The sequence below is a fragment of the Nocardia uniformis NBRC 13702 genome (assembly GCF_001613345.1).
GTDB classification, from domain to species: domain Bacteria; phylum Actinomycetota; class Actinomycetes; order Mycobacteriales; family Mycobacteriaceae; genus Nocardia; species Nocardia uniformis.
The window spans coordinates 120,029-144,878 of sequence record NZ_BDCE01000070.1; the positions used below are offsets into that span (position 1 = coordinate 120,029).

At 67.1% G+C, this 24,850-nt stretch carries 25 protein-coding genes; 15 read left to right on the plus strand and 10 right to left on the minus strand.

Annotation, left to right across the window (positions count from 1 at the left end):
- Positions 1-14: 14 nt before the first annotated feature.
- Positions 15-722 carry a hypothetical protein gene (locus NU1_RS26355; protein ID WP_084521819.1) on the minus strand — a complete coding sequence of 236 codons (708 nt, stop codon included), beginning with the start codon at positions 720-722 and terminating at the stop codon, positions 15-17.
- A 201-nt stretch (positions 723-923) separates the two neighbouring features.
- Here NU1_RS26355 and NU1_RS26360 point away from each other — a divergent pair, with 201 nt between their 5' ends.
- The 4 genes from NU1_RS26360 (at position 924) to NU1_RS26375 (ending at position 3,189) form a co-directional block, all read left to right on the plus strand.
- A complete protein-coding gene (locus NU1_RS26360; protein WP_067525351.1) occupies positions 924-1,580 on the plus strand; it encodes a response regulator in 657 nt (218 codons plus the stop codon).
- An 82-nt stretch (positions 1,581-1,662) separates the two neighbouring features.
- Positions 1,663-1,905 carry a hypothetical protein gene (locus NU1_RS26365; RefSeq protein WP_157553053.1) on the plus strand — a complete coding sequence of 81 codons (243 nt, stop codon included), beginning with the start codon at positions 1,663-1,665 and terminating at the stop codon, positions 1,903-1,905.
- A gap of 68 nt (positions 1,906-1,973) precedes the next feature.
- Positions 1,974-2,528: a flavodoxin domain-containing protein gene (locus NU1_RS26370; protein ID WP_067525355.1), complete on the plus strand. Its 555-nt coding sequence runs from the start codon at positions 1,974-1,976 to the stop codon at positions 2,526-2,528.
- A 13-nt stretch (positions 2,529-2,541) separates the two neighbouring features.
- A complete protein-coding gene (locus NU1_RS26375) occupies positions 2,542-3,189 on the plus strand; it encodes a DUF2267 domain-containing protein (protein ID WP_067525357.1) in 648 nt (215 codons plus the stop codon).
- Between the two features lie 184 nt (positions 3,190-3,373).
- Here NU1_RS26375 and NU1_RS26380 read toward each other — a convergent pair whose 3' ends face one another.
- The 3 genes from NU1_RS26380 to otsB all read right to left on the minus strand — a co-directional run bounded on the left by NU1_RS26380 (position 3,374) and on the right by otsB (position 10,001).
- Positions 3,374-4,993 (minus strand): ABC transporter permease, encoded by a 1,620-nt coding sequence (locus NU1_RS26380; RefSeq protein ID WP_067525358.1) that lies wholly within the window; start codon positions 4,991-4,993, stop codon positions 3,374-3,376.
- The gene (locus NU1_RS26385) at positions 4,990-5,907 is read right to left on the minus strand and encodes an ABC transporter ATP-binding protein (protein ID WP_067525360.1); all 918 of its coding nucleotides are present in this window, start codon (positions 5,905-5,907) and stop codon (positions 4,990-4,992) included. The genes NU1_RS26380 and NU1_RS26385 overlap by 4 nt, the downstream gene beginning before the upstream one ends.
- Before the next feature lie 104 nt (positions 5,908-6,011).
- Complete coding sequence (otsB, locus tag NU1_RS26390; protein WP_281221270.1) at positions 6,012-10,001, minus strand: trehalose-phosphatase; 3,990 nt, start codon at positions 9,999-10,001, stop codon at positions 6,012-6,014.
- Positions 10,002-10,234: 233 nt separating this feature from the next.
- Here otsB and NU1_RS26395 point away from each other — a divergent pair, with 233 nt between their 5' ends.
- A complete protein-coding gene (locus tag NU1_RS26395) occupies positions 10,235-10,543 on the plus strand; it encodes an SHOCT domain-containing protein (RefSeq protein ID WP_245720318.1) in 309 nt (102 codons plus the stop codon).
- Positions 10,544-11,148: 605 nt separating this feature from the next.
- On the opposite strand, the gene NU1_RS26405 is transcribed toward NU1_RS26395, so the two are convergent.
- Both NU1_RS26405 and NU1_RS26410 read right to left on the minus strand, forming a co-directional pair.
- The gene (locus NU1_RS26405; protein ID WP_212761211.1) at positions 11,149-12,108 is read right to left on the minus strand and encodes a 1-phosphofructokinase family hexose kinase; all 960 of its coding nucleotides are present in this window, start codon (positions 12,106-12,108) and stop codon (positions 11,149-11,151) included.
- A gap of 101 nt (positions 12,109-12,209) precedes the next feature.
- Entirely contained in the window at positions 12,210-12,506 is a 297-nt protein-coding gene (locus tag NU1_RS26410; protein WP_067525370.1) for an Hsp20/alpha crystallin family protein, read from the minus strand.
- Positions 12,507-12,734: 228 nt separating this feature from the next.
- On the opposite strand from NU1_RS26410, the gene NU1_RS26415 reads away from it, so the two are divergent.
- The 3 genes from NU1_RS26415 to NU1_RS26425 all read left to right on the plus strand — a co-directional run bounded on the left by NU1_RS26415 (position 12,735) and on the right by NU1_RS26425 (position 14,825).
- Positions 12,735-12,929, plus strand: coding sequence for a hypothetical protein (locus NU1_RS26415; protein ID WP_157553055.1), 195 nt, complete (start codon positions 12,735-12,737; stop codon positions 12,927-12,929).
- Between the two features lie 160 nt (positions 12,930-13,089).
- Complete coding sequence (locus NU1_RS26420) at positions 13,090-14,043, plus strand: universal stress protein (protein WP_157553058.1); 954 nt, start codon at positions 13,090-13,092, stop codon at positions 14,041-14,043.
- Between the two features lie 140 nt (positions 14,044-14,183).
- A complete protein-coding gene (locus NU1_RS26425) occupies positions 14,184-14,825 on the plus strand; it encodes a DUF4389 domain-containing protein (protein WP_245720323.1) in 642 nt (213 codons plus the stop codon).
- A gap of 193 nt (positions 14,826-15,018) precedes the next feature.
- On the opposite strand, the gene NU1_RS26430 is transcribed toward NU1_RS26425, so the two are convergent.
- On the minus strand, positions 15,019-15,273 hold the full coding sequence (locus NU1_RS26430; protein WP_157553061.1) for a hypothetical protein: 255 nt from the start codon (positions 15,271-15,273) through the stop codon (positions 15,019-15,021).
- Positions 15,274-15,772: 499 nt separating this feature from the next.
- A complete protein-coding gene (locus NU1_RS26435) occupies positions 15,773-16,348 on the minus strand; it encodes a CBS domain-containing protein (RefSeq protein WP_067525380.1) in 576 nt (191 codons plus the stop codon).
- A 188-nt stretch (positions 16,349-16,536) separates the two neighbouring features.
- Here NU1_RS26435 and NU1_RS26440 point away from each other — a divergent pair, with 188 nt between their 5' ends.
- Together NU1_RS26440 and NU1_RS26445 are read left to right on the plus strand one after the other, a co-directional pair.
- Positions 16,537-17,250, plus strand: a complete 714-nt coding sequence (locus NU1_RS26440; RefSeq protein WP_067525382.1) for a CBS domain-containing protein — start codon at positions 16,537-16,539, stop codon at positions 17,248-17,250.
- A 46-nt stretch (positions 17,251-17,296) separates the two neighbouring features.
- Positions 17,297-18,685 (plus strand): wax ester/triacylglycerol synthase domain-containing protein, encoded by a 1,389-nt coding sequence (locus NU1_RS26445; RefSeq protein ID WP_067525384.1) that lies wholly within the window; start codon positions 17,297-17,299, stop codon positions 18,683-18,685.
- 26 nt (positions 18,686-18,711) lie between these two features.
- Here NU1_RS26445 and NU1_RS44530 read toward each other — a convergent pair whose 3' ends face one another.
- Both NU1_RS44530 and NU1_RS26450 read right to left on the minus strand, forming a co-directional pair.
- Positions 18,712-18,867 carry a DUF8730 family Cys-rich protein gene (locus tag NU1_RS44530; protein ID WP_503826551.1) on the minus strand — a complete coding sequence of 52 codons (156 nt, stop codon included), beginning with the start codon at positions 18,865-18,867 and terminating at the stop codon, positions 18,712-18,714.
- A complete protein-coding gene (locus NU1_RS26450; protein WP_067525470.1) occupies positions 18,867-19,484 on the minus strand; it encodes a mycothiol-dependent nitroreductase Rv2466c family protein in 618 nt (205 codons plus the stop codon). The genes NU1_RS44530 and NU1_RS26450 overlap by 1 nt, the downstream gene beginning before the upstream one ends.
- A gap of 252 nt (positions 19,485-19,736) precedes the next feature.
- Here NU1_RS26450 and NU1_RS26455 point away from each other — a divergent pair, with 252 nt between their 5' ends.
- From NU1_RS26455 to NU1_RS26475, 5 genes are all read left to right on the plus strand, one after another.
- Positions 19,737-20,006, plus strand: a complete 270-nt coding sequence (locus tag NU1_RS26455; protein ID WP_067525386.1) for a metal-sensitive transcriptional regulator — start codon at positions 19,737-19,739, stop codon at positions 20,004-20,006.
- A gap of 45 nt (positions 20,007-20,051) precedes the next feature.
- Positions 20,052-20,453, plus strand: coding sequence for a DUF302 domain-containing protein (locus tag NU1_RS26460; protein ID WP_067525472.1), 402 nt, complete (start codon positions 20,052-20,054; stop codon positions 20,451-20,453).
- A gap of 136 nt (positions 20,454-20,589) precedes the next feature.
- Entirely contained in the window at positions 20,590-21,576 is a 987-nt protein-coding gene (locus NU1_RS26465; protein WP_067525388.1) for an Acg family FMN-binding oxidoreductase, read from the plus strand.
- Between the two features lie 43 nt (positions 21,577-21,619).
- Positions 21,620-22,351 carry a phosphatase PAP2 family protein gene (locus NU1_RS26470; RefSeq protein WP_084521829.1) on the plus strand — a complete coding sequence of 244 codons (732 nt, stop codon included), beginning with the start codon at positions 21,620-21,622 and terminating at the stop codon, positions 22,349-22,351.
- On the plus strand, positions 22,348-24,753 hold the full coding sequence (locus NU1_RS26475; protein ID WP_067525392.1) for a lysylphosphatidylglycerol synthase domain-containing protein: 2,406 nt from the start codon (positions 22,348-22,350) through the stop codon (positions 24,751-24,753). The genes NU1_RS26470 and NU1_RS26475 overlap by 4 nt, the downstream gene beginning before the upstream one ends.
- Positions 24,754-24,850 lie beyond the last annotated feature (97 nt).

Consider the following 24,850-nt stretch of genomic DNA (forward strand, 5'->3'; position numbering starts at 1 on the left):
GGGGCCGAAAGACCTCACCGCCGCACCGCATGGGCGGGGTTCAGGATGGGCACGAGGAACGCACCGGTCACGAACGCCATCGCGGCGGCCATGGCGACGCCTCCGAGTCCACCGATCGCGATCGAAAGAACGGCGTGCTGCCCTGGTTGCCACAGCGGCGTGGTGACCGCGGCGAAGGCCGCCAGCCCACCGATCCAGCCGAGAGCGCTGGCCCAGATCCACAATGCGGCGCGATTGGTCCAGTTCCGCAGGACGAACCACTGCGTCACACCGAGAGCGAACACCATCACGATCGCGCCGAGCGCTATCACCGGCGCCTGTATCGCCACCGGCCAGTCGGTTATCTGCTCGCCGTACAGCATCGGCACCAGCCCGATCGTCCACGCGACGAGCGCGCCGACGATCGTGGCGACGATCCAGTCGCGACTGTGGAACCCGCGCAGTTCCTTTCGCAGCACCCCGGCTTGGAACCAACCCAGCACACTGCCCTGGATCACCGCGGCGAGCAAGAGCGCCACCACTGCCGCCGCCGGTGGGCCATCGGCGACGAGGAGGACCCCCACTACCGCGGGCGCGACGAAACCCAGCAGCTCACCGAGTGTGACGGCGACGAACCAGCGCCGCCGCAGGCTCGACCGTGGTCGCGGCGCACGCAAGAGGACCGCCGACGAGCCGAATCCGGACGTCTCGTACTTCGTGGTCGCGCTGGTTCGCGTGGTCACGACAGCCTCCGCGGGGTGTGGAATCGGATCCCTGTCATGCCTTGATCGTGCGCGCCACGCCCGGTCCCGCCCCAGAACCGAAGGTCACCGTCGACATTGTCGAACGGGACTAGAATCGGAGGAATAGAGGTGACTTTCGGCCGTACTCCAGCACCCTGGAGCGGGTTACGGTGGCCACACCTGCGAATTGGGACGGCCGTCATGTACAACGTATTTCTCGTCGACGACCACGAGATCGTCCGTCGCGGTCTGGTGGACCTGATCGACAGCGATCCGGAACTGACCGTGATCGGTCAGGCGGCCAGCGTGTCCCAGGCCATGGCCCGCATTCCCGCCCTGCGACCGGATGTCGCCGTCCTCGACGTGCGCCTGCCCGACGGCAACGGCATCGAACTCTGCCGGGACCTGCTGTCCACCCTCGACGATCTGCGCTGCCTGATCCTGACGTCGTTCACCGACGAACAGGCCATGCTCGACGCCATACTCGCCGGGGCCAGCGGATACGTGGTCAAGGACATCAAGGGTATGGAACTCACCGCGGCCATCAAGGAGATCGGCTCCGGCCGCTCACTGCTCGACAACCGCGCCGCGGCGGCGCTCATGGCCCGGCTCCGCCGCAGCACCGAGCCCGACGGACCCCTCGCGGGACTCACCGAACAAGAGCGCAAACTACTCGACCTACTCGGTGAGGGCCTCACCAATCGGCAGATCGCCGAACGCATGTTCCTCGCGGAGAAGACCGTCAAGAACTACGTATCCCGGCTACTCGCCAAACTCGGTATGGAACGCCGCACCCAAGCCGCCGTACTGGCTTCCCAGCTGCGCGCGGGATCAGCCGCTCGGCCCCACCGGGTCTGACACCCGACCGAGTCATTGGTCCCTCGACCTCAGGGCACTACGACTCTCCCCGCTGGTGGCGGGCGTGGCCATGCTGTTGATCATGACCACATCTCGTGAGACCGAGCCGCGCGCACTGGCGGAAGCGGCGACGCTGATCGGCCTCACCATGGTGAGCGCGGTCATCCTCCTCCCGGGCCGACTTCCCGGGTGGGCCGACGCCTATGGCACAGCACTGGTCTACCTGGCCCTGGTCGAATACATGGCCATAGCCGCCGGGCTGATGTGGTGGGGTACCGAGACCCTGCGCCGAGCCGACAGGGCCACCCGCCGCTCGGACCGGTGACCATCGTCCCGAGGTCGTGGGCACCTCGCCTCTCATGATCGCGGTGGTCCCGGGAGCAGGCTGGATCCATGGAAACCGAGAAGAGGCGTATCGCCGTAATCTATGCGACCGCACAGGGATCGACCCGAGATATCGCCGAGTTCATCAGCGACGAACTGATCGCCCGGGGCGCCACGGTCGAGCTGGCCGATATCGACCACGCACCCGATCTGTCCCGCTTCGACGCGGTGGTGCTGGGCAGTGCCGTACACAATATGGATCTCCTGCCCGCCGCGACCCAGTACATCCGCTCGCACACGGACGAACTCCTGGCCCGTGACGTCTGGTTGTTCAGTGTCGGGGTGGGTCCCGCGCTGCGGGGCAGGCTCGGCCGTCGCGTGGCCCGCATCGTACCGAAACACATTGCCGCGACCCGGGATTCGATACACCCGCGCGAATATCAGGCATTCGCCGGACACTACGAACGAGTCGGCGTCTCACTGCCCGCCCGCATCCTCTACCGACTGCTGGGTGGCGGCCGCTACGGCGACCTCCGGGATTGGACCGCCATCCGCGTCTGGACCGGCGATATCGGCCGCGGTCTGCGGCTGCCGCACCCGAAATCCGCCACCGTCCAACCCTGAAAGGCAGTCGACCATGTCCCAACACCGTGACCCGCTGGCACCGGCGGTCCACACCGCACACATCTGGCTGAAAGCCGTTGCCGATGACCTGGGCACCAGCGACCACGCGTTCACCCACCGCGCGATCCGCGCCTGGCTGCATACCGTGCGCGACCGCCTGAGCGTCAATGCGGCCGCACACCTGAGCGCGCAGCTACCGGAAATGCTGCGCGGCATCTTCTACGAGGGCTGGATACCCGCCCACGTCCCGGTCGCCCACGACGTGCCCTCCTTCATCAGCCAATTCGCCCACGAGGCGGGTATTTCCGCCGACGAGGCCGCGGCACTGGCCGGTGCGGTCACCGACGCGTTCGCGCAGCTGTTCTCCCCCGGACAGCTCGATCATGTTCTCGCCCAGCTGCCGGTCGCACTCCGGCATGTGCTGCTGGGCGTCGACCTGGCCGGCGTCTTCGCGGCCGCCGCGGTATTCACCCCCGGTGAGGCCGAGCGGGTCGAGGAACTCGATATTCGGCTTCGCGCCCTGAGCGAGGCGGTGGCGGTACTCACCCGCGGCCTCGAGGACCTGCCCGGCACCAGCGGCGACGAGGCCGCACGAGCGGCGGCCGCACAGCAGGCCCACCGCATTCTGCTCGCCGAGGGCTTGACCGCGCCGCAGATCTGACCACGTATCCACTCGGCGCTCGCCAGCCTCGACCGGACTGCGGACCTATGCGGTCACCGTGCATACGGTGACCGCATAGGTCTGTTCTATTGAGGTAGGTGTGCTGACGGCAGTGCAGTCCGTGCTCACGGTAGTCGACATCGGCAGCCCAGAACGGACAACCGACGTCGACACCCGGCGGCGCTCAACCTCCGAAATCGCGGCGGCGCAGACCCGCCAGCCCGGCGGCGATGCCCGCTGAGGCGATCATGAGGAGAGTCAGCACCACGCCCGGGCCGACCTGCTCCAAGGGTGCGCGCGGAGTATGGCTCAGCGGGGACGCGTCATCGAACCAGGCCGGTAGATCGAAGGATTCGGTGAACAGCAGGGCTACCAGGCAATAGACGAAGAACGCCCAGGCGATGGCGGGCACGGCCCGGGGCAGGATGCCGTAGGCCGCCACCGCCACGGCGATCACTATCCAGACGGCGGGCAGATAGGCCAGGGCCGCGCCGGTCACCCGCGGCACCTGGCCGAGATCACCGATGGCCAGGCCGTACGACAGTCCGGCCCCGATACCTCCGGCGGCCAGCACCGCCGCACTGCCGATCAGGGCAACACTCAGATGGCCCGCGAACCAACCGATCCGGCCCACGGATGCCGCGAGGATCGGCTCCGCCCGGCCCGTGACCTCCTCGGTGTGCGCCCGCAGCACAATGACAATCGCGTAGGCGGCGGTGAGCAGCGCACCGATCGACAGACTCAGTGCCAGATACGCATCGACGGCATCGGCGATCCCACCGGGCAGGTAGGCGGCGATCTCGGGATAGTCGGCGAGGAATTCCTCGATACTGTCGGCGAAGGAACCGTAGGCGGCGCAGAGCACGAAAACACCCGCGGACCAACCGATCAGCGAACCACGCTGAATCCGCCAGGCCAGCGCCAGCGGCGAGCGGAAGGCCCAGGACGCGGTCGATCGACCGGTTCCGTGGCGCAGCAGACCTGCCCCGAAGTCACGGCGTTCCAACAGGATGAACGCGATCGCGATCAACACCGCGCTCGCACCGGCGAACAACCCGACCGGCCACCAGCGGTTGTCCACGTACGGATAGCTGCGCTGCCCCCAACCGATCGGCGACAACCACGACAGCGTGCCGTCGCCGACATCGCCGACCGCGCGCAGGACATAGGCCGCGGCGAGTAGGAGCGAGACCGATCCGTACACGCCACGCGGGTACTCGAACAGCTGGGCAACGACCGCGGTGAGCGCCGCGAAGGTGATGCCGAGCCCGGCCAATGCGATCGCGAGGAGCAGCGATCCGTGCGCCGGCAGTCCGGTTCCGGCCGCGACGGCGAAAATCACCACCGCCACCACGAAATCGGCCAGAGCCGCGAGGGTGAGCGCGGCGACCACCGGGGCGCGACGCCCCACCCGGGCGGAGCGGATCAGCTCGGCGCGCCCGGATTCCTCGTCGGTGCGGGTGTGGCGGCCCACCACGAACATATTCATGAGCGCGATCACGATGGCGAGGTAGGCGAAGACCTCGAACAGCACCTCGCCGCCGATGGTCTCGAGTAGCCGGGCCGGACCTCCCATGGCGACCATGGCCGCATTGCCGCCCATCGTCTCCCGCAGCCGCGCGAGCTGTGCGGGAGTCTCGTACAGGCGTTGACTGCCCACCGATTGCGACGCCAGCAGCAGCGCGACCCCCAGCACCCAGCACGGCAGCGTGAACCGTTCGCGCCGCAGCGCGAAACGCAGGAGGGTGCCGACACCGGCGGTGAGTTCACGAAGTGGGTCCCGCACGACCAGCGATCCGATCATGACGGCGCCCCGACGGCCGCCACCGCTTCGCCACCGTAGTGACGCAAGAAGATATCTTCCAAAGTGGGTGGTGTACTGATGATCTCGCGCACACCGAGTGCGGCCACCGCACGCAACACCGGGTCGAGATCAGTGGTCTCGATATCGAATCGAACCTGGTCACCGATGACGACGAGGTCGTGCACACCCTTCAGGTCGGCCAGACCGGCGGCCGGACGGACGGTTTCCACCTGGATCGTGGTTCGGGTCAGATGGCGCAGTTCGCGCAGTGTTCCGCTCTCCACCGTGCGCCCGTGCCGGATGATACTCACCGGGTCACACAGCGCCTCCACCTCGCCGAGAATATGACTCGACAGCAGCACCGTGCGGCCCTGACTCGTCAATTCCTTGACGCAGGACTGGAATTCGACCTCCTTGAGCGGGTCGAGTCCGACCGTCGGTTCGTCGAACAGCAGTAGTTCGGCATCGGAGGCCAGGGCGGCGACCAGGGCTACCTTCTGCCGATTCCCCTTGGAATACGCTCGGGCCTTCTGGCGTGGATCGAGATCGAACCGATCCAGCAATTCCGCGCGCCGCCGTGGGTCCAGGCCGCCGTGCAACCGGCCCATCAGGTCGATCACCTCACCGCCGGTAATACCCGGCCAGAGGGTTACCTCGCCGGGCACGTACGCCAACCGGGCGTGCAACGACACCGCGTCCGCCCACGGGTCACCACCGAGCATGCGCACGGTCCCGGAATCCGCGCGCAGCAGTCCCAGCAGAATCCGAATGGTCGTGGTCTTGCCGGACCCGTTCGGCCCGAGAAAACCGTGCACTTCCCCGGCCCGCACGCTCAGGTCCAAACGGTCGAGAGCCCGGGTCCGGCCGAACGATTTCGTCAAGCCGACGGCTTCGATCACATTGTCGCTCATCATCTCTCCAGCCTGAGCCGCACCGGAATCACCTGACAGGTCCGAAAGTCCCCTCGAGCAGCGGATTTCGGCCCGTTCCACGACCCGTGGCCGACCTGAACCGCTGGTCAGGACGACTCGAGGACGTCCTGTGTGGGCAGTCGCACGATGCGTCCCGCCGCCAATAGTTCGGTCCGCCCTCGGCACTCGATCTCCACCGGAGCCGCCGGCCCGGGGTCGGAACGGACCTCCAGCTCGTCGCAGCTCAGACTCATGGTCAACCGGTGCCCCCGATAGAAGATCGGAAACGTCAGTGTGCCCAGGGTTTCCGGCCAGCTCGGCGTGAAGATCAGCCGGTCCGCCCGCATCTCCAGCCCGGTGAAGCACCGTTGCAACAGATCGACACTGCCCGCCATCGCCCCCAGATGGATTCCTTCGGAGGTGGTGCCGCCCTGGATATCGTCGATGTCGGAGGCGAGGACCTGTTCGAGGAATTCGACGGCCCGGATTCGATTGGCGCGCGCCAATACCCACGAATGCACCACCGCGCTGAGGGTGGAGCCGTGCGAGGTGCGGGCCAGGTAGTAGTCAATCGTGCGCGGAATCATCGCGGCGGGCAGCGAATATCCGAGCCGCCCCAGGACGTCGCGCAGTTCGTCGGCCGACAGCAGGTAGAACAGCATCAGGACATCTGCCTGTTTCCCGGCCCGGTAGTGATTGATGTCGTCGCCCTCGGCCTCGAGAATGCGGTCGAGCCGCGCGATGTCACCGTAGCGGCCGCGGTAGTCCTCCCAATCCAGTTCCGCCAGTTGGTCGTAACCCTCGAACTGGCTGATAACACCATCGTGGAACGGGACGTACATGCGCCGGGTGAGCTGGTCCCAGCGCTCGAGTTCGGTCGCGGCCACCCCGAGAGATTCCAGCAGGTGGGCGCGCTCGCGGGGACAGTGCTGATCGAGTGCGTCCAGGGCGCGCAGGATCGTCCAGGTCGCCATCACATTGGTGTAGGCATTGTCGTCGATACCGGTGCCGATCGCCTGCGCGTAGCCGGTGTGGAATTCGTCGGGCCCGATCACGCCGCGGATGTGGTACCGGTCATCGCCTGGATCGTGAGTGGCTCGGCTGGCCCAGAAGCGGGCGATCTCCACGAGTAGTTCGGCTCCACATTCGGTCAGGAAGCCGAGATCGCCGGTGGCCTGATGGTACTGCCAGGCGATGTAGGCAATGGCGAGTCCACTGTGGTGGGCGCGGTGGCTCGGATCCGGATTCCAGCGGCCCGAGAGCGGATTGAGATGCATCCGCTGCGATTCCTCCCGGCCGTCGCTGCCCGACTGCCAGGGGAAAAGCGCTCCGGCCCAGCCCTGTTCGTGGGCGGCACGGCGCGCTTCGGGCAGGCGGCGGTGCCGGTAGCGCAGCACCGACGCGGTCAGAGCGGGGAACCGGGGAGTGAGCACCGGGCAGATGAAGAGCTCGTCCCAGAATATGTGCCCGCGATAGGCCTCGCCGTGCAACCCACGGGCGGGGACACCGACGTCCAGATCCGCGGTATTCGGGGAGAGCGTCTGTGCCAGATGCAGCAGATGCAGCCGCAGCACCCGCTCCATGGCCGCGCCGTCACCACCGTCGAGATCGATGTGCAGCCGATCCCACAGCCGCCGCCAGGCGCCGGTGTGCGCGGCGAGCAGTTGCGAGAAGTTCCCCGCTGTCCGCAGGCTCCGCACCGCGGCTTCTTCGGGAGTCGATATGGCGTGATCGCGCCCGGTGAAGATGCTGACGGTCTTTTCCAGCGTGACCGATTCCCAGGTCACCAGATCGACCTCGATATCGTGTCCGACCAAGCGGCCGTCGTCGACGAGTTCGACTGTCGTGCATACTGTTTCGCTACCATCGTGCACGGTATTGCGCATTGCCGTGGCCAGCGCGATCCCGGAGTGATTCGTCCGCGCCGACAAGATGACCGTATCCACGCTCACCGCGCGGGTGTGGACGGGCACCACATGCTCACTCGCGAGGTCGCGGTAGCGCACCACCAGGGAGTTGCGCACGTCCCCGTCGAGTACCGAGCGTAGCGTGACATGGCCCGACCAGTTCTCGGCCGTGATCGTGGTTTCGAGTGCGCACAGGTGCGGCGCGTGCATGGCGGCGAACCGCCGCTGCCGCACCGCGGTGATACGGCCCGCCGCGTCACGGAAGCGGAACACCCGAATCAGGACGGCCCGCCGCATATCCAATTGCTGACGGTAGGACAGCAGATCGGCGGTGTCGAGATCGAACCAGTCGCCGTCCGCGATCCGGAAGTTCACCGGTAGCCAGTTGGGCAGATTGACCAGGCTTTCGTTATCGACGACCCGGCCCGCGATGGTGTCGGAGAGCCGGTTGTAGATGCCCGCGACATAGGTTCCCGGATAGTGTCGCTCTCCCGCAACGGATTCCGGGGCCGCGCCCCGGGTGCCGAGGTAACCGTTGCCGACGGTGCACAGCGCCTCCCGCAGCTGCTCCGCTCCCGGTTCATAGCCGTCGTAGGTCAGCATCCAGCTATCGGACCCGGCCGTCTCGGCTTCGGCACGCAACAGCCGCGTCAGTCGGTCGAGGAAATCCCGGACCCGCCGCGGCCCGTGCGCGATGAAGCGTGCGGCGGTGTAGCGTTCGCGGTTCTCCGTCGCGGACACCGCGATCGCGATGCCGTCGGATTCGATGGCATCGAAGGCGTCCTCGTCGGTGAGATCGTCGCCGAGGTAGATCGGCAGCACCGAGACGTCGAGGTGCGCCAGTATCCAACGCAGCGCCCGGCCCTTGTCCCAGTCCACATCCGGACGCAGTTCGGTGACCTCGTGCCCACTCGTGACCCGCAGGCCCGATGCGCTCGCCACCTCATGAACCGCACTCACGACCGTGTGGACCAGCCGGCGCTCCACGCCGCGATGATGGATGGCAACGGCAAAGCGCTTCTGCTCCACCAGCACTCCGGGCACACCGCCGACCCGGCCCCGCAATTCGGTCGCGGCCCGGTCCAGCGCGGCCACCATACCCGGGTCGACCTCGTGTACATAGCGGGTGCCGTCGGGGGCCATCAGGTCGAATCCGTGACTGCCCGCGTACCAGAGGCCGGGCACTCCGACGCGGGTACGGACATCCTCCAGATCGCGCCCGCTGACAATCGCGACCGGGCAGACCGCCGCCAGCTCGGTCAGCGCCGTGATCGCACCCTCGACGGGAACGGCGGCATCCGGTACCGGCACGATATCGGACAGGGTGCCGTCGAAATCGATGAGTACGGCCACCTTTTCGATATCGAGCCGGTCGGTGAGCTCGGGCCAGGAGCGCAGGATGTCGGGTAGATCCGACATGCGCCGGTAGTCGGCGCGCAACCGCACCCGCGCCACATCCGCAACCACCACATCCGCGCCGCGCGCGGTCAGCCGCTCGGCGTGCCCGCCGCGATCCACACCGATCACCACGGCGAATCCGCCACGCCGCCCCGCCTCCACCCCGGCCTCGGCATCCTCCACGACCACCGTCCGGCCCGGTTCGGCACCGAGCCGCCGCGCGGCCTCGAGCAGCATCGCCGGATCCGGCTTTCCCGCCAAGCCCAGCCGCTCGGCGACCAGACCGTCCACCCGCACCTCGAACAAATCGTCGAGCCCGGCAGCGGCCAGCACCTGCGCGCAATTGCGGCTGGCAGAGAACACCGCGGTACCGATTCCCGCCGCATGCAACCGCCGGATCAGATCGACCGTGCCGGGGAAGACGCCGACGCCGTCGCGGGTGAGGCGATCCAGGAACAGCTGGTCCTTGCGATTGCCGAGCCCGCATACCGTTTCGGCGTCACCCGGATCCGACGGGTAACCCATCGGCAGTGAAATACCGCGGGCCGCCAGGAAATCCGCGACGCCGCTGTAGCGCGGCTTACCGTCCACATACCGCAGATAGTCGGCCGCGGTGAACGGCGACCGGTCCTCCCCCGGAGTCGCGGCGCGCTGTGACAGGAAGGCGTTGAAGAGTTCGGTCCACGCCGCGGCGTGCATGGACGCGCTGTCGGTGACCACTCCGTCCATATCGAAGAGCACCGCGTCATGGTGACGGGCATCGATCTGCGCAGGTAAAGCGTTATCTCGCACGTCCTCAGCCTGCGGTGGGCGGCCCATCCGGACTAGAGACGAAAGACCTCCACCCCGGGCCGAAACTCATATCGCGCGCCTTACGGGACGACTGTCCTCCCCCAGGACCGATGGACCGATCGAGTCCCGCAGGACAGCGAGGCTCGAACAAGGCATTGGTCACCGTATCCGGTGACGATTGTCCCTGCCGCGGGACGACAGATGGGGCAATAGTGAGAACAACCGGGAGCGGTATGTCCGCACCCGACAGGAAATTTGAGACAAGGAGGTGCGTCGCAATGTTCTGGTACGACCACCAAAACATGAATGGTTGGGGATATGCCGGGATGGGCATCGGGATGGTGTTGTTCTGGGGATTGATTATCGCCGCCATCGTGGTATTGATTCGGCTGTCCGTCCGTTCGGATCAACCTCCCCGCCCGACCACAGGCCCGTCGGCGGCCGAACAGTTACTGGCGCAACGATTCGCGCGCGGCGATATCGACGAGCGGGAATATGCCGACCGCCTCACCACCCTGCGCACCCATTCGGCGAACCTCTGAGTCAGCAGTCAGCCGAATCAGCAGTCAGCCACGATGTCGCCGCCGCCCGCCACTTCTCCTGGAATACGCTCAACACCTCGTCCGCACTCGCACTCGCGGAAGGTCGACGGTCGCAGTGAGCGCGCGGCATTCGGTGCACCGCACCGAATGCCGGCACTGCCACAGACGTCTCGCATTCACCATGCCCGGTGGCACCATCTGACCGGTTCCGGTGAGCTGGCGCCCACCGAGCCGAATCGACGTGCGGTACGGAATGCGGAAGCTTCGCCGCCACGCCGTTGTGGTGGCCTCGGCATCCCGGTCGACTACGCTGTCGGCCGTCCGTACGCATAACACGGGTGGTGCGATGTACCGGAGGACATCGAATCGTTTCGCGTCATATACCAATGGTGCGCTCGACGACGGCATGCGCCACAGGCCCAAAGGTCACCGGTGCGCGTGCCGATCGGTATGCGCCGACGCGGAGAAGAGACCTTGCGGACAGGGACCGATGGCGGCGGGCGACGCGGCGGCAGGCAGGATCCCGTGCGCGCACGGGGGAATGCCTCGGCGGTGGCGAGGACTTTCGGCCCTGGTACAGGCTGCCCGGATGGCCCCGTGACGAATTACGAGTTCAGGGCGTTCGGGCTCTTCTCACAGACGGCGGTCCCGAGTGCACGGCACAGTTCGGCGATGCGCCGCGGCCGTCCGGGCTGCGTGCCGGGAGTCTCGAGCGCGGCGGTCGCGGCCGCGATACCGAGGCAGGTCGCCGCGAACAGATCGCCGCCACGGGCCAGCCCGACGGTTATTCCACCGACCATGGCGTCGCCGGCTCCGATTCCGCTGACCACCCTGGCGGTGAGTGCCGGGTACCGGCGCGCGGTCTCGGCGGTGACCGCGAGTGCGCCCGCCGAGCCGAGCGATACCACCACATTCTCGCCCAGTCCGTCGGCGATGAGCTGCCGGGCCGCGGCCACCTGCTCGGACCGGTCCGGCAGCGGCCGGCCGACGAGTTCGGAGAGCTCACGCAGGCTGGGTTTGATCAGATAGGCACCGCGGATCTGACGCAGTGCCGCGCCCGAGGTATCGATAATGGCGCGGACGCCTCGCGCTCGCGCCAGCTCCACCACCGTGCGGTAGAAGTCCGCGGGCACACCGGGTGGCAGACTGCCGCTGGCCACCAGGTAGCTCGAATCAGTAAGGGCGCGGTCGATTTCACGCAGGCAGCGCTCCCGATCGACGGCGTTGAGCAGCGCACCCGGAAAAACGAATCGGTACTGATCATCGCTGCGGGTTTCGGTGACGGAGAGATTCTGCCGGGTATGGCCGGATACCGGAACGGATCGCATCGGCACCCCGACCGCGTGCACCATTTCCGCGAGCATCAGTCCGGCCGGACCACCGGCGGGGAATACCGCGAGCACCTGCTCGCCGAGTACGTCGATGGTGCGGGCCGCGTTGATCCCGCCCCCACCCGGATCGAATCTCGGTGCCGCGCAACGCAGCTTGTCGATCGCCACGACGCGTTCCACGCGGCTGGCCAGATCGACGGCCGGATTCATCGTCAACGTGACGATCGATGTCATCGGTTCTCTCCGATCCTGGCCGCCGCACCGCGCAGCGACACCCGGTCCGACACGGATAGCGGGTGCCGCACTATTGGTGCGGCACCTGCCCACATGTCCGCCTACTCGCCGCTGGTGACCTCGACCCGCTTGGCTTCCGACTTCGATGCGCTCATCGGGACGGTGACGGTCAGGATCCCCCGGTTGTACGCGGCGGCGATACCGTCTTCCTGGGCGCCCGGCGGCAGCGACACGGTGCGCACGAAGGAGCCGTAGCTGAACTCCGAACGGCCCTTCTCCTCATGCTTTTCCGAACGCTCGGCCTTGATCGTGAGACGGCCGTCGTGCACCGACACCTCGACGTCCTCGGCCGGATCGATACCGGGGATCTCCGCGCGGATGACGTATTTGCCGTCCATGATTCCTCCTGGGAATCCACAGTTATTCTGACACAAATGATTCCACTCCGGGCACGCCGAGCTCGATAGGGCAGCGGGTCCTGCGACGCAGAGGCCGCAAGCCCAGCGGTTCGGTGACCATCGTCCCGGGCAGGATGGGCACGACGCCTCTGATCCGACCACGCCGGCACGGCCAGGCTCGTGATCATTCGCCGGACGAGTCCGGTCACACACCACCGGGAGGCACCCGTGACCATCCGTCACTCACCACTGTTCGTGCTCTTACTTCCTGCCCTCATCACAATGCTCGCGCTGGTGGGAGCCCCACCGATCGCGCTGCTGGCGACCATGGGGGCGCTCGGCGCTCCCATCCTGATGATGCTGCTGCTGCCGGGGCACGATCGTCACGCACGCCCTCGCCCCGGTGCCGAGCAGCTCGGCTGACCGGCACCTGTGCCCGAAAGTCGCCGCCACGCACAGCCCTGAGCCAGCGCATATCGCGTCGAGCGTGGCGAAAAGTCCCCCGCGACAGGGGCCGTTGGTCCTCGCGGCACGGTACGTCCGGTCCCTATCCCCCGCCGTCAGCGGGGCACACGCTGAATTCATGAGTACCAGAGGACTCCGGAATACCGACTGCGCCAACGAGATCGGGGCGAGCGACAGCGGCGGCATCGATCCGGGCCCAGCGATTGTCGTCGGTGTCGACGGCTCTTCCGCCGCGATGCACGCCGCCGAATGGGCCGCGACCGAGGCCGCCGCCCGGCAGGTGCCGCTGCGGCTGATCCACTTCGTCGCACCCGTCGACAAACCCGCGTTCCGGCCCGGAGGTACCCGCTTCCGCCAGGCGCGCGACTTGCTCGAGACCGCCCGGAAGATGGTGCTGGGCAAGGTCCCAGAGCCGGACCGCCTCGAAGTTCAGACCGCGGTATTGCGCGGGCACGCCGACACTGCCCTGTTGGAGATGTCCGAGTCGGCAGCCCTGATCGTCGTCGGCACGAGTGGTGCGGGGTTCCTCACCAGGGTGGTACTCGGTTCGACCGCACTTGCCCTCGTGCGCAACGCGCACTGCCCCGTCGCGATCGTGCGCCGCCCCGGCATCGCGACGGGTCCGGTGCTGGCTCCGGTTATCGGCTGGCCCGCCGCCGCACCGATTCTCATGGCGGGAATGCGGGCCGCCGCGCTGCGCCATACCGAGTTGCTGGTGGTCCGAATCTGGCAGGGCCGCCCGTGGGCGGCTCCCCCCGGCCACTATGTGGCTCCGTCCGGGGTCACCGATGCGCAGATCGCACAGTGTCGACGGACCCACCCCGACGTCGAGGTCCGGTCGGTCACGGTTGCCGGTAATCCCGCCGAGGCGATCGAACGCTTCAGCGCCGCAGCGCAACTCGTGGTCATCGGAACCGCCGACCACCGCTACGGCGGCGGTGCGACCGCCGCGCTCGCCCACGAACTCGTCCGTCATTGCGATTGTCCGGTTCTTGTGCTTCCCGCCGAAACGGCGGTGAGCACCGGACACGGCGGTCGCTCGCACGCCGTGTCAGCGTCGGCACGTCCGTGATTCCGGCCCACCACTGACGGGTATTGCGCCCGCCCCCTGCCCACCACACCCCAACGGAAGAGCGAATCATGAATCCCGAACCGAACACGGCCTTCGGACCGACGGCGAATCTCCCGGCGAAATCCGGATATCCGGTACATCTGCGCGGCGATCTCGACGAGCCGCTGTCACGCTGGCTGTGGCTGGTGAAATGGCTTCTCGCCATTCCGCACTACGTCATACTGCTGTTCCTGTGGCTCGCGTTCTGGGTGCTCACCGTCGCGGCCGGATTCGCCATCCTCTTCACGGGGCGCTATCCACGGCCCCTGTTCGACTTCAATGTCGGGGTGATGCGATGGTCGTGGCGGGTGCAGTTCTACACCTATGCCGCCCTCGGAACCGATCGATATCCTCCATTCACGCTGCGCCCCGCCGGTTATCCGGCCGAACTGGAGGTCGAATACCCGGAGCGGCTCTCGCGTGGCCTGGTGCTGGTGAAGTGGTGGCTGCTCGCCATCCCCCACTACCTGATCGTCATGGCGCTCTGGAACGGCGCCGTGGTGCTGGGCGACAACAATGGTGACAACGCCACCACGGCCGTGCCGGTGATCGGAATTCTCGTCATCATCGCCGCGGTCGCACTGCTGTTCACCGGCCGGTATCCGCGCGGACTGTTCGATTTCCTGCTCGGCATCAACCGGTGGTTCTACCGAGTTCTCGCCTATGCCGCGCTGATGCGGGACGAGTACCCGCCGTTCCGACTCGACCAGGGGCCTCGGGAACCCGGTCTCATCGACCGCTGAAGGGAATCGACACAGCCATAACGCTGTTCGAGCACCGTGCAGATACCGGATCCTCGGCTCGCCGCCGCCGATCCGGTATCGACATTGTCGAATACGGGCTTTGCCGGGGCTGTGCCGCGGAACGACGGATCGATTTCGGGCAGCCGCGACCCCGATTCCGCCCGGACCACGGCCCGATCGCGCGGATCACCGCTCAGGATCTGCCGCCCGCACCGGTGCGGATCGCTTCGGCATCCAGCAACCGCTGCCGAGCAAGGCGCTCGCCGAGTTCCGGCAGCGCGCCGGGTGGACTTCCCGCTAGGTCGTCCATGCATCGCCGGGCGGCCTGCCGCACCTGGATTCGCGAGAACCCGTCGCCGAACTCCATCCACAGTCGTTCGACCATCTGGTCGAAGGACGTCTGGTCGATCACTCGCCTCGGCTCGTACGCCGTCGGTACGGAAATCACAGCTGTACTGTGCCGCCCGGACGCACCTTCCGGCAGGGCCGAAAGCCCCTATCTCGCGGTGTCTTCGGTGCGCGGATTTCACGGAACGTTCGATACGGACAAAGGCAGCACCCCGTTGCCGACACCATCGGCGTCCAAGGTCATCCGATAAGGGTCCGGCGCACTGCGCAATGACCTCACCCGCCGGCTCGCGAGTCGAACGGGGACGCCGACGAACCCGATCGACCACCTCGCCGATCGCGCGGTCGGGGCGTACCGGGCTGGGCTCACCGACGATTCCGATGCGGGCAGGCTCTCGTTATACGAAACGAAACGGCCGGGTCCGCCATACTCCCCGAGGACTCAGCAGCACCCGAAATTCCACTACTCATGGCGCTCGATTACGGACCCTACGACGCCGGTCCAACGCGACCTGATGCGACGGGTCCATGACCCCTTCGATGCGACGGTGCCGCACTACTCGGTCTGGCCCGCACCATATCCGGATCGTTTCGAATCCTCAGCGGTGTCGCAGGGCGCCGGTATCGCTGGTCTCCACACCGTGCACCCCGTCGACGGTGCGTGCGAGGGTCGCCACGATGCGTTCTTCACTGTCGTCGGCGAAGATGCCTCGAATGGTGACCTCGCCGTCGATCGAGTCGATCTCCCACTGGCGGCGGCTCCCCGCGTATTCGTCCAGCAGCGCGCGGATTTTCGCTTCCACGGTCGTGTCATCGCGTATGAGGGCGCGCAACAGATCACGGCGAGCGACAATGCCGACCAACACGCCGGCCTCGACCACCGGCATGGACCGGAGCCCGCCGGCCAGCATGCGGGAAGCGATGGTCGAGGTGTCCGTGCCCGGATTCACCACCTCGACGGGTACGGTCATCACCGCCTCGACCAGGGCCGTCTCCAGGTGTGATGACGCTGCCAGCGCAGCGGATTCCGACAGCAGCCCGACCACACGGTCATCGTCGTCGACGACCGGCAGGGCAGCGTAGCCGTGCGCGGTGAGCAGCGCGACGGCCGACCGCAATGGCATCTGCGGCTGTACCGTCACAACCGGGCGGCTGAGAATGTCACGAGCGTGCATGGCGGACCACCTCATAGGGGTATCGATTCCTTCTGCTTCAGAGTTGCCGAAATCGCACTCACCCGACAGAGGCTTCCCGTCCCTGCCGGTGGGACGAACGTCCTCAGTCGGTGATCAGTGGATGTGCCCGCCGTCGATGGACATTCGGCCCTGTCGGCGGACCGTCGACCGGCGCAAGCTGAAATGCTATGAGACACAAACGAGTCGCTGATGTCATGGCCCGCGATGTGGTCACCGTGCAAACGAATGCGCCGTTCCGCAAGGTGGCGCGAATGCTGGCCGAGCACCATGTCAGCGGCCTGCCGGTGCTCGACGCCGACGGTCGCGTGGTCGGTATCGTGTCCGAAGCCGACCTGCTCGCCCGGCAAGCCCGCGCCGGCGGCACGGACGGCGCCTGGATGTGGCATCTATTGCGCGACAAGACGTTCACCCGCCGTGGCGTGTCCCTGACCGCCGCCGATCTGATGAGCTCCCCCGCCGTGACGGTCGGCGCGAACGACCGGCTGGCCTCCGCCGCCGCGACCCTGGCCCGCCACGGCGTCAAACGCGCGCCGGTCCTCGATGCCGACGGTGTCTTGCGGGGCATTGTCAGCCGTAGGGATCTGCTGTCGGTGTATCTGCGCCACGATGCGGACCTGGCGACCGAGATCCGGGAACAGGTTCTGACCCGCGCCCTGTCCGTGGCACCGATGAACGTCCGGGTGCAGGTCCACGGCGGGGTCGTCACCCTGCGCGGAAAAGTGGTGCGGCAGAGCATGATCGAGGTCATCACATCCCTCACCGAGACCGTCGACGGTGTGATCGACGTGCGCAATGAGATCGTCGCCGAAACCGACGACACGCACCGTCCGCCTACCTCGCCGGAAGCGCTCACAATGACGCACCCGCGCACGGGACATTGACGCCTGTGACCGACACCGATCCCGCGTCGAACACCTCGGAGACCTGATGGCCCACCTCGACGAGATTCCCACCTTGATCGATCGCGCCAGCCCGACCGATAGGGCATTCCTGGCAATGGACACCGGGGACGTCCCCGAACAGTTCGGTGTGGTCCTGACGCTCGAGCACGCGAGCACCATCGATCTGCCGCGGGTACGTCAATCGATCGGAGAACGCGTCCACACTGTCCCCCGCCTGCGCCAGCGTTTGACCCGAACTCCGTTCGGATGCGGCGGCCCGATCTGGGTCGACGATCCGGGGTTCGATATCCGCACGCACGTCCGCGCGCTCACCTGTCCGGAACCGGCCGATGAGCAGGCACTGCTCGACGCCGCCCTGGCGGTGATCGTGACCCCGTTGCCGAAGAATGCGCCACTGTGGTCGGTGGTGCTGGTCAGCGGGCTCCGCGGTGGTGGATGTGCGCTCGTGGTCGTTCTGCACCATGTGCTCGCCGACGGGGTCGGCGGGCTCGCGGTGCTGGCCAACCTCACCGACACGCTGGTCGCAGCGCCTGCCTACGCTTTTCCCCGGTCCGCGCCCGCCAGGGCGCTACTTGTCCGAGACGCATGCACGCGCCGGCTGCGCGCGATCCACGACGCGGCCCGGTCATGGCGGCTCCTACGCACATCACTGGAGGGCGCGGGAGGAATTCGCCCGCCTCGAATCTCCCCCGGTTCACTCAATCAACGAGCGGGATCACGTCTGCGCCTCGCGGTGGTCCGCGCCGACCGCACCGCGATCCGGACAGCCGCGCACCGACACGGCGCGACCACCAATGACGCCGTGCTGGTCGCGACGGCGGCCGCACTCCGAAAAGTACTGGTGCGTAAGGGAGAATCGGTCGACCCCCTCGTCGCGACCGTGCCGGTATCCGGTCGCCGCCCCGAGACCGGCTCCGCACTCGGCAATATGGTCAGCCCGATGCTGGTCTCGGTGCCGACCACCGGCACGCTGCCCGATCGCCTCCAGCGTGTCGCCGATCAGGTCCGCGTCCACAGGGCCGCCGCGACCGGACCACCCCCGATCGCCTTGCTGGGCTGGCTGTTCCGGCCGCTCGCGGCCCTCGGCGGATACCGCTGGTACATGAACCACCAGCACCGATTCCACACGCTCATCTCCCATGTGCGCGGCCCCGACGAACCGGTGACCTTCGGCGGAGTGCCGGTCACCTCGGCCATCCCGATCGGCGTGGGCCCGAGCGGAAACACCCCGGTCTACTTCGAAATGCTCTCCTATGCGGGCACACTCGTCGTCACCACCGCCGCCGATCCCGACCACTTCCCCGACCTCACGGAACTGACCGCCGCGCTGCGGGCCGAGTTCGATCACATCATCGGCGATAACGAACCCTCGAGCGTTGATAACGAACCCTCGAGCGTTCCACCGACGAACTGACTCGCGCTCTACGGCGCGCGGCGCGGTCAACGTCGTTGCCACCAACGTGGACCGGCGGGTTGTTCCGGGTGCCCGCGGCACCACTGCTCGTCGGCGACCTCGGCGCGCACCTGCTCGATGTGGGCACCACAACCCGACCACGTGGTCTTACCGCAGGTACGGCATCGCGCGGGGTAGCACATCAGTTGTTCTCCTCGTGTTGCTCGGTGGCGGGCGGACCCGAGTACGGCCGTTGCAGGACCGCGAATCCCGGTGTTCTCGCCGCGGCGATAACCGCGTGCAGTAACGCCGCGCCGTTGTCCGGGTCGGGAATTCGTGTCAGCACCGGGCCGAAGAAGCCGTGGCCGTCGATGGCGATGATCGGACTGCCGCCCCTGCCACCGAGCGCCTGCTGACTGGCTGCGTGCGCACTGGCAACCGCGCCGTCCACACCGGCGTCATCGAGGATGTCGAGCAGCGTCGGGTCCATTCCCAGTTCGGCGAGTATCTCGGCAATCACCTTGTCGGTGAGCTGATTCCGATGCACGTGCACGCTCGTGCCGACGGCTCGATACAGGCGCGTGAATCCCTCGGCCCCGTGCTTTTCGGAGACGGCCGCGAAGAGTCGGCCCAGGCGTCGCGAGCTGTCGATCATGGGCTGATGATGGGCGTCGACATCCTGCCCCTCATTGAGAGCGGCCAAGCTCATCTGCTTCAGCTCGACCGGGACTTCCGCCGCGCGAGTCGCGGCCAGGAGCCACTGCGCGGTCACCCACCCGAATGGGCACACCGGATCGATATAGAGGTCAATCGCTGCCATTTCACTACCTTCCGTACCGCCATCGGAGGACATCGGCGCCGTGTGCCGGATGCCACCTTTCAACTCGATACCCCTGGGGGTATGTTCGATCCAGTGTTCAGAATACCCCCAGGGGTATGAAAGGAGAATGTGGTGACCGACTCCCTCGCCATTTGCCACCACTGACTTCGCCAGCTCCGAGCCCGGCACGCTGCGAGCCCGGGGATACCCCTACGGGTATTCTCGATCGAGAGAACCGGGAAAGGAAACACCATGGTCGGCAATGAGGAAACCATCAACCAAGTGCTCAACCGGCTGCGCCGTGCCAACGGCCAGCTCGCCGGCGTGATCTCCATGATCGAGCAGGGGCGCGACTGCAAAGAGGTGGTCACCCAGCTGGCCGCTGTCTCGCGCGCCCTCGACCGCGCCGGCTTCAAGATCGTCGCCACCGGGTTGCGCGAATGCCTCACCGGAGACGCCGCCGACGGCTCCGAACCGATGACCGAAGCCGAACTCGAAAAACTGTTTCTCGCACTCGCCTGACCGATCCGGCCGCGAGTGCGCATCACACGATGGGATGACACGCACATGAATCTGGCCCTGTCCACCACCCTGCACACCGATTTCGACGAGGCTCTCGACCGAACCCGGAAAGCCCTGTCCGAGCAGGGGTTCGGCATTCTCACCGAGATCGATATGAAAGCCACCCTGAAGGCCAAACTCGGCGCGGATATGGAGGACTACCGTATCCTCGGCGCCTGTAATCCGCCGCTGGCACACCGCGCGGTCGGAGTGAACCGCCAGATCGGACTCCTACTGCCGTGCAATGTGGTGGTCCGCCGCGACCCGGAGTCCGACGACACCATCATCGTCGAAGCCATGAACCCCGATCTGATGGTTCAGGTCACCGATGAACCCGCGCTCGAACCCATCGCCGAGGAGGCTGCCACCAAGCTCCGGGCGGCGATCGAATCCCTGCGCGAGCGTTGAGGGTTCGGTACGAGCCCGCCGCGCGGCAGTAGTTCCCACCGTCGCGGGGGTCGTCCGACGGACACGTTTCCCAAGTCCCCGGAATCGATGACCAACGACCCCTCACACGGTGCCCCCGTAGTCCTACCGTGGCGTTATGAACCCCCATCCAACTGGTGAAATCATCGAGAAGGCCGTCCTGCTGGCCGGTCGAGCACCCTCGCTGCACAACAGCCAGCCCTGGCACTGGGTATTCGACGGTGCGGCGTTGCGGCTGTACGCGGTGCCTGATCGCAGACTGCCCGCCACCGACACCGCCGGGCGGCAGCGGCTCCTCAGCTGCGGCATCGCGCTGGACCATTTGCGGGTCGCCATGGCGGCGGCGGGCTGGCGCTGTAGCGTCGCGCGATTCCCGGATCCGAATCGACGCGAACATCTGGCCACCATCACCTTCCCTCCGGCGACGGTCGTCACCGATGCCGATCGCGATCGCGCCGCTGCCATTACCCGGCGGCACACCGATCGCCGAACGTTCGCGGCACCGACCGGCTGGACGGATTTCGAGACGGTATTGCGTACCCTCATCGATCCCACCGACGTGCTCCTCACCGTCTTACCGCCGCAGAGTCGCCCGCGCCTCGCGCACGCCTCCGAACTCACCGCCGCGCTGCGCCGCTACGACTCCGAATATCAGGCCGAATTACACTGGTGGACGGGGCATACCATCGCATCCTCCGGTGTCCCACGCAGAGCACTGTCCACCGCGCAGGAACGGGCGCGCGTCGATGTCGGCCGCAGCTTCCCGAACGAACTCGCCGCGACCGCCCGGGTCGAACTTCCCTCGGACCGCTCGACAGTCATCGTCTTGTCCACCGATACCGACACCGCCGAGGATCTGGTGCGCTGCGGTGAGTCGCTGTCGACGGTGCTGCTGGAATCCACCGTCGCCGGTTTCTCGACCTGCCCGCTGACCCACCTCATCGAACTGCGGGGCAGCCGCGCCATTGTCCGCGAGCTCACCGGCCGGTCCGAACTCCCTCAGGTCCTCGTCCGCATCGGCATCGCTGCCGAACCGGATGACGATGTGCTCCCGACACCGCGCCGCCCGCTCGCGGAGATCCTCGAGATGCCGGGTGGCGGGTAAGTGGTTCGCGTTCCGACCGTCCGACCGCAGCGAGATGATGTCGATGACGCGGCCCGAGCGGTCACCGATCTACCTGTGGCTCGCAGCCGCCGGAGTCACCCTGACCACCGGAGCAGCGGGGTTGTCGGAATGGACGGTCGCCGATCGCGTCGATCGCTGGGTATTCGGGCTGATAAACGGGTTGCCGGACCTGCTGTATCGACCGATGTGGGCCGTACAGCTGCTCGGTGTACTGGGCGCTCCGCTCATTGCCGCTCTCGCGGCGCTCGCGCTGCGGCGGCCACGTGTCGCCATTGCGCTGATATTCCTCGTACCCGCGAAACTCTTTGTGGAACATGACATTCTGAAGGCGATCGTGCACCGGCCGCGCCCCGGCGCCACCATATCCACGGCGATTCTGCGCGATGTGCCGACCGCGGGCTCGGCATTTCCTTCGGGACATGCGGTAATCCTGTTCGGGATGACAACCCTGCTGGTTCCGTATCTCGGCCACCGAACCCGGCTAGCCATGGGGGCAGCCGTGGTGGCGGCCGGATTCTCACGCATCTATCTCGGCGCGCACACGCCCCTGGACGTCATCGGCGGAGCGGGTGCGGGTATCGCGATCGGCGCACTCCTGACGCTGCTCGTCGGCGTCACGAAGGCGGCGGCCGCACCCCGCAGCCATCAACCGCAGGGCCTATCGGCCCCGACGTCCGAGCCGAAGGCCTCTGGAGCGCGGGTGACTTCTCTTGGGAGAGTGCGGATTCACCGCAGAGAAGTCGAGGAGCGATGACGATCACCGAAACCACCACGGGCACAGCCGCATCCGCCGCCATCCCACCGGAGCAGCGGTATCCGACCGTGGTGCAGCGGCACTTCGGCGATGCCGTGCGAGTCGCCCTCGGTCTGGTGGCGCTGGTGATTTCCGCACTGGTGGCCCGGCACACCGATGTACCGCCGCTCGAGGTCGACCTGTTCCGGCTGATCAACGATCTGCCGTCCTGGGTGTTGCCGGTGCTGTGGCCCGTCATGCAACTCGGCACCATCGGTGCGGTCGGTGTGGCCGCGGTCGCGGCGCTGGCGGCCCGCCGGTACGGACTGGCCCGTGATGTCGCCGCCGCGGGGGTCATCTCCTATTTCCTCGCGATCGAGGTGAAGTCGCTCGTCGGTCGCGCGCGGCCCGATATGTTGCTCGAGGATTTGACCCTGCGCTCGATGCAGGGAGGGCTCGGCTTCGTCTCGGGACATGCCGCTGTGGCGGCGGCGCTGGCGGCGGCCGCGGCGCCATGGCTGCCCCGGCCCTGGCGGCGCGTGGTCTGGGCGCTCGCGGCCACGGTCGCGCTCTCGCGCGTCTTCGTCGGCGCGCATCTGGTGCTGGATGTCTTCGGCGGAGCCGCACTCGGTTGGACGATCGCCGCCGCTCTGCATCTGCTGTGGGGAGCGCCGGTACATCGCGCCGAAGCGCCTGCGGTGCTGAAGGCCCTCGTCGCCGCCGGACTGCCCGCGATACGAGTCGTCCCGGTTGCCCTGGACGCCCGGGGTTCCCGCCCGTTTCTCGTCACGACCGGCACCACCGGCGGCGATGCCGACCTGTTCGTGAAGGTGATCGGCTACCACGAGCGCAATGCCGACCTGCTCTTCAAACTGTTCCGCCACCTCATATTTCGCGAAGTCGAGGACGAATCACCGTTCGCCACACCGAAACAGGAAGCCGAACACGAGGCTTTCGTGGCGCTACTCGCACAGCGCGCCGGGGTGCGCACGCCCGACATCGTGTCGGTCGGCGTCGCCGCCGGTGGCGATGCCTGGCTCGCCGAAACCCGCGTTCCCGGACGCAATCTCGCGCGCTCGACCGTCGAGATTTCCGATGAGGTGCTGCGCGAGATCTGGGGTCAGGTCGCACTGCTGCGGGCCGCGCGTATCGCGCACCGAGACCTGCGCCTGGCCAATATCCTGCTCGACGAGCACCGCACACCATGGGTCGTCGATTTCGGCTTCGGCGAATCCGGTGCCTCGGACCATCGGCTCGCGGCCGATGTCGCGGAACTACTGGTATCGATGAGCCTGCGGGTCGGGGTGCGGCGCACCGTCGCGGCCGCCCATGCCGTACTGGGCGCGGACGCCTTGACCAGTGCCGCACCGCTATTGCAGCCGCTGGCACTGGCGGCGGCCACCCGCAGCGCGGCCCGCAGCAGTCGCGGTCTGCTCGACGAGGTGAGGTCGGCTGTAGCGGCGGTGACCGGCACCGACACCGTCCCCCCGGAGGTTCTCGTGCGATTCCGATGGCGCACCCTCGGCTGGATCGCGGCGACGGTCTTCGCGACCTACGTACTGCTCCCGCAGATCGGTCAGTACAGACAGATCATCACGACCATCGACGACGCACAGTGGGAATGGTTGGCGGGCATGCTCGCCATGTCGGCGGCCACCTATATCGCCGCGTCCGTCACCCTCATGGGTGCCAGCCCGCGCGCCCTCGCTTTCGGGCGCACCCTGAATGTCCAGCTGGCGACCTCGTTCGCGAACCGCCTCGCACCGTACGGGCTCGGCGGCACCGCGGTCAACGAACGCTATCTGGAGCGCTCCGGCCTGTCCCGAGCCAGCGCAGTCGCGACCCTGGCTCTCACGGTGAGCTCGGCCTTCGTCCTACATATGCTGGAACTGGCCGGAGTCGGGTTGTGGCTCGGGCAATCTCGGCAAATGCTCACCGACGCGCTCCCCAGCGGCTGGACGCTGCTCATCGGTTTCGTCGCCGCCATGACCGCCCTCGGTGTCGCCATTGCCGTACTGGTGCGGCGACCCGGCTGGCTCTCGGAACTGCGCGATACCGCCGGCGCCATGGCCGCAGTCCTGCGGCGACCACGACGGGCGACAATGCTGATCGGTGGGCACCTGGCCGCGAATATCGGTTACATCGCGGCGCTGGGCTTCGCGGTGCACGCATTCGGCGGCACGCCCTCACCCGCACTCGTCGCTGCCGTATTTCTCGGTGGCTCGGCGCTCGGGGCGGCCAGCCCCACCCCCGCCGGACTCGGTGTCGTGGAGGCCGCACTCGTCGCGGGCCTCATGGTGGGTGGTGTGCCCAGTGCGGCCGCGGTGGCCGGAGTGCTCGCCTACCGGCTGGCGACCTTCTGGTTGCCCTCGGCGATAGGGTTCTTCTCCTTCCGATCGCTGCAACGCCAGCACATCCTCTGAGCGTCGGCGTACCGCGTAGCGCGGGTAGCCACCAGCGATGACCGGGGCGTCGGCCGCACTGGCAACTCTATATGTAACCGACAGTAGCGTTAAATAA

Excerpts from the sequence above, each read along its gene's own strand:
- NU1_RS26360 (WP_067525351.1), top strand. The coding sequence starts at position 924 with ATGTACAACGTATTTCTCGTCGACGACCACGAGATCGTCCGTCGCGGT.
- NU1_RS26365 (WP_157553053.1), top strand. The coding sequence starts at position 1,663 with ATGACCACATCTCGTGAGACCGAGCCGCGCGCACTGGCGGAAGCGGCG.
- NU1_RS26370 (WP_067525355.1), top strand. The coding sequence starts at position 1,974 with ATGGAAACCGAGAAGAGGCGTATCGCCGTAATCTATGCGACCGCACAG.
- NU1_RS26375 (WP_067525357.1), top strand. The coding sequence starts at position 2,542 with ATGTCCCAACACCGTGACCCGCTGGCACCGGCGGTCCACACCGCACAC.
- NU1_RS26380 (WP_067525358.1), bottom strand. The coding sequence starts at position 4,993 with ATGATCGGATCGCTGGTCGTGCGGGACCCACTTCGTGAACTCACCGCC.
- NU1_RS26385 (WP_067525360.1), bottom strand. The coding sequence starts at position 5,907 with ATGATGAGCGACAATGTGATCGAAGCCGTCGGCTTGACGAAATCGTTC.
- NU1_RS26395 (WP_245720318.1), top strand. The coding sequence starts at position 10,235 with ATGTCCGCACCCGACAGGAAATTTGAGACAAGGAGGTGCGTCGCAATG.
- NU1_RS26405 (WP_212761211.1), bottom strand. The coding sequence starts at position 12,108 with ATGACATCGATCGTCACGTTGACGATGAATCCGGCCGTCGATCTGGCC.
- NU1_RS26410 (WP_067525370.1), bottom strand. The coding sequence starts at position 12,506 with ATGGACGGCAAATACGTCATCCGCGCGGAGATCCCCGGTATCGATCCG.
- NU1_RS26420 (WP_157553058.1), top strand. The coding sequence starts at position 13,090 with ATGAGTACCAGAGGACTCCGGAATACCGACTGCGCCAACGAGATCGGG.
- NU1_RS26435 (WP_067525380.1), bottom strand. The coding sequence starts at position 16,348 with ATGCACGCTCGTGACATTCTCAGCCGCCCGGTTGTGACGGTACAGCCG.
- NU1_RS26440 (WP_067525382.1), top strand. The coding sequence starts at position 16,537 with ATGAGACACAAACGAGTCGCTGATGTCATGGCCCGCGATGTGGTCACC.
- NU1_RS26445 (WP_067525384.1), top strand. The coding sequence starts at position 17,297 with ATGGCCCACCTCGACGAGATTCCCACCTTGATCGATCGCGCCAGCCCG.
- NU1_RS44530 (WP_503826551.1), bottom strand. The coding sequence starts at position 18,867 with ATGTGCTACCCCGCGCGATGCCGTACCTGCGGTAAGACCACGTGGTCG.
- NU1_RS26450 (WP_067525470.1), bottom strand. The coding sequence starts at position 19,484 with ATGGCAGCGATTGACCTCTATATCGATCCGGTGTGCCCATTCGGGTGG.
- NU1_RS26455 (WP_067525386.1), top strand. The coding sequence starts at position 19,737 with ATGGTCGGCAATGAGGAAACCATCAACCAAGTGCTCAACCGGCTGCGC.
- NU1_RS26460 (WP_067525472.1), top strand. The coding sequence starts at position 20,052 with ATGAATCTGGCCCTGTCCACCACCCTGCACACCGATTTCGACGAGGCT.
- NU1_RS26465 (WP_067525388.1), top strand. The coding sequence starts at position 20,590 with ATGAACCCCCATCCAACTGGTGAAATCATCGAGAAGGCCGTCCTGCTG.
- NU1_RS26470 (WP_084521829.1), top strand. The coding sequence starts at position 21,620 with ATGACGCGGCCCGAGCGGTCACCGATCTACCTGTGGCTCGCAGCCGCC.
- NU1_RS26475 (WP_067525392.1), top strand. The coding sequence starts at position 22,348 with ATGACGATCACCGAAACCACCACGGGCACAGCCGCATCCGCCGCCATC.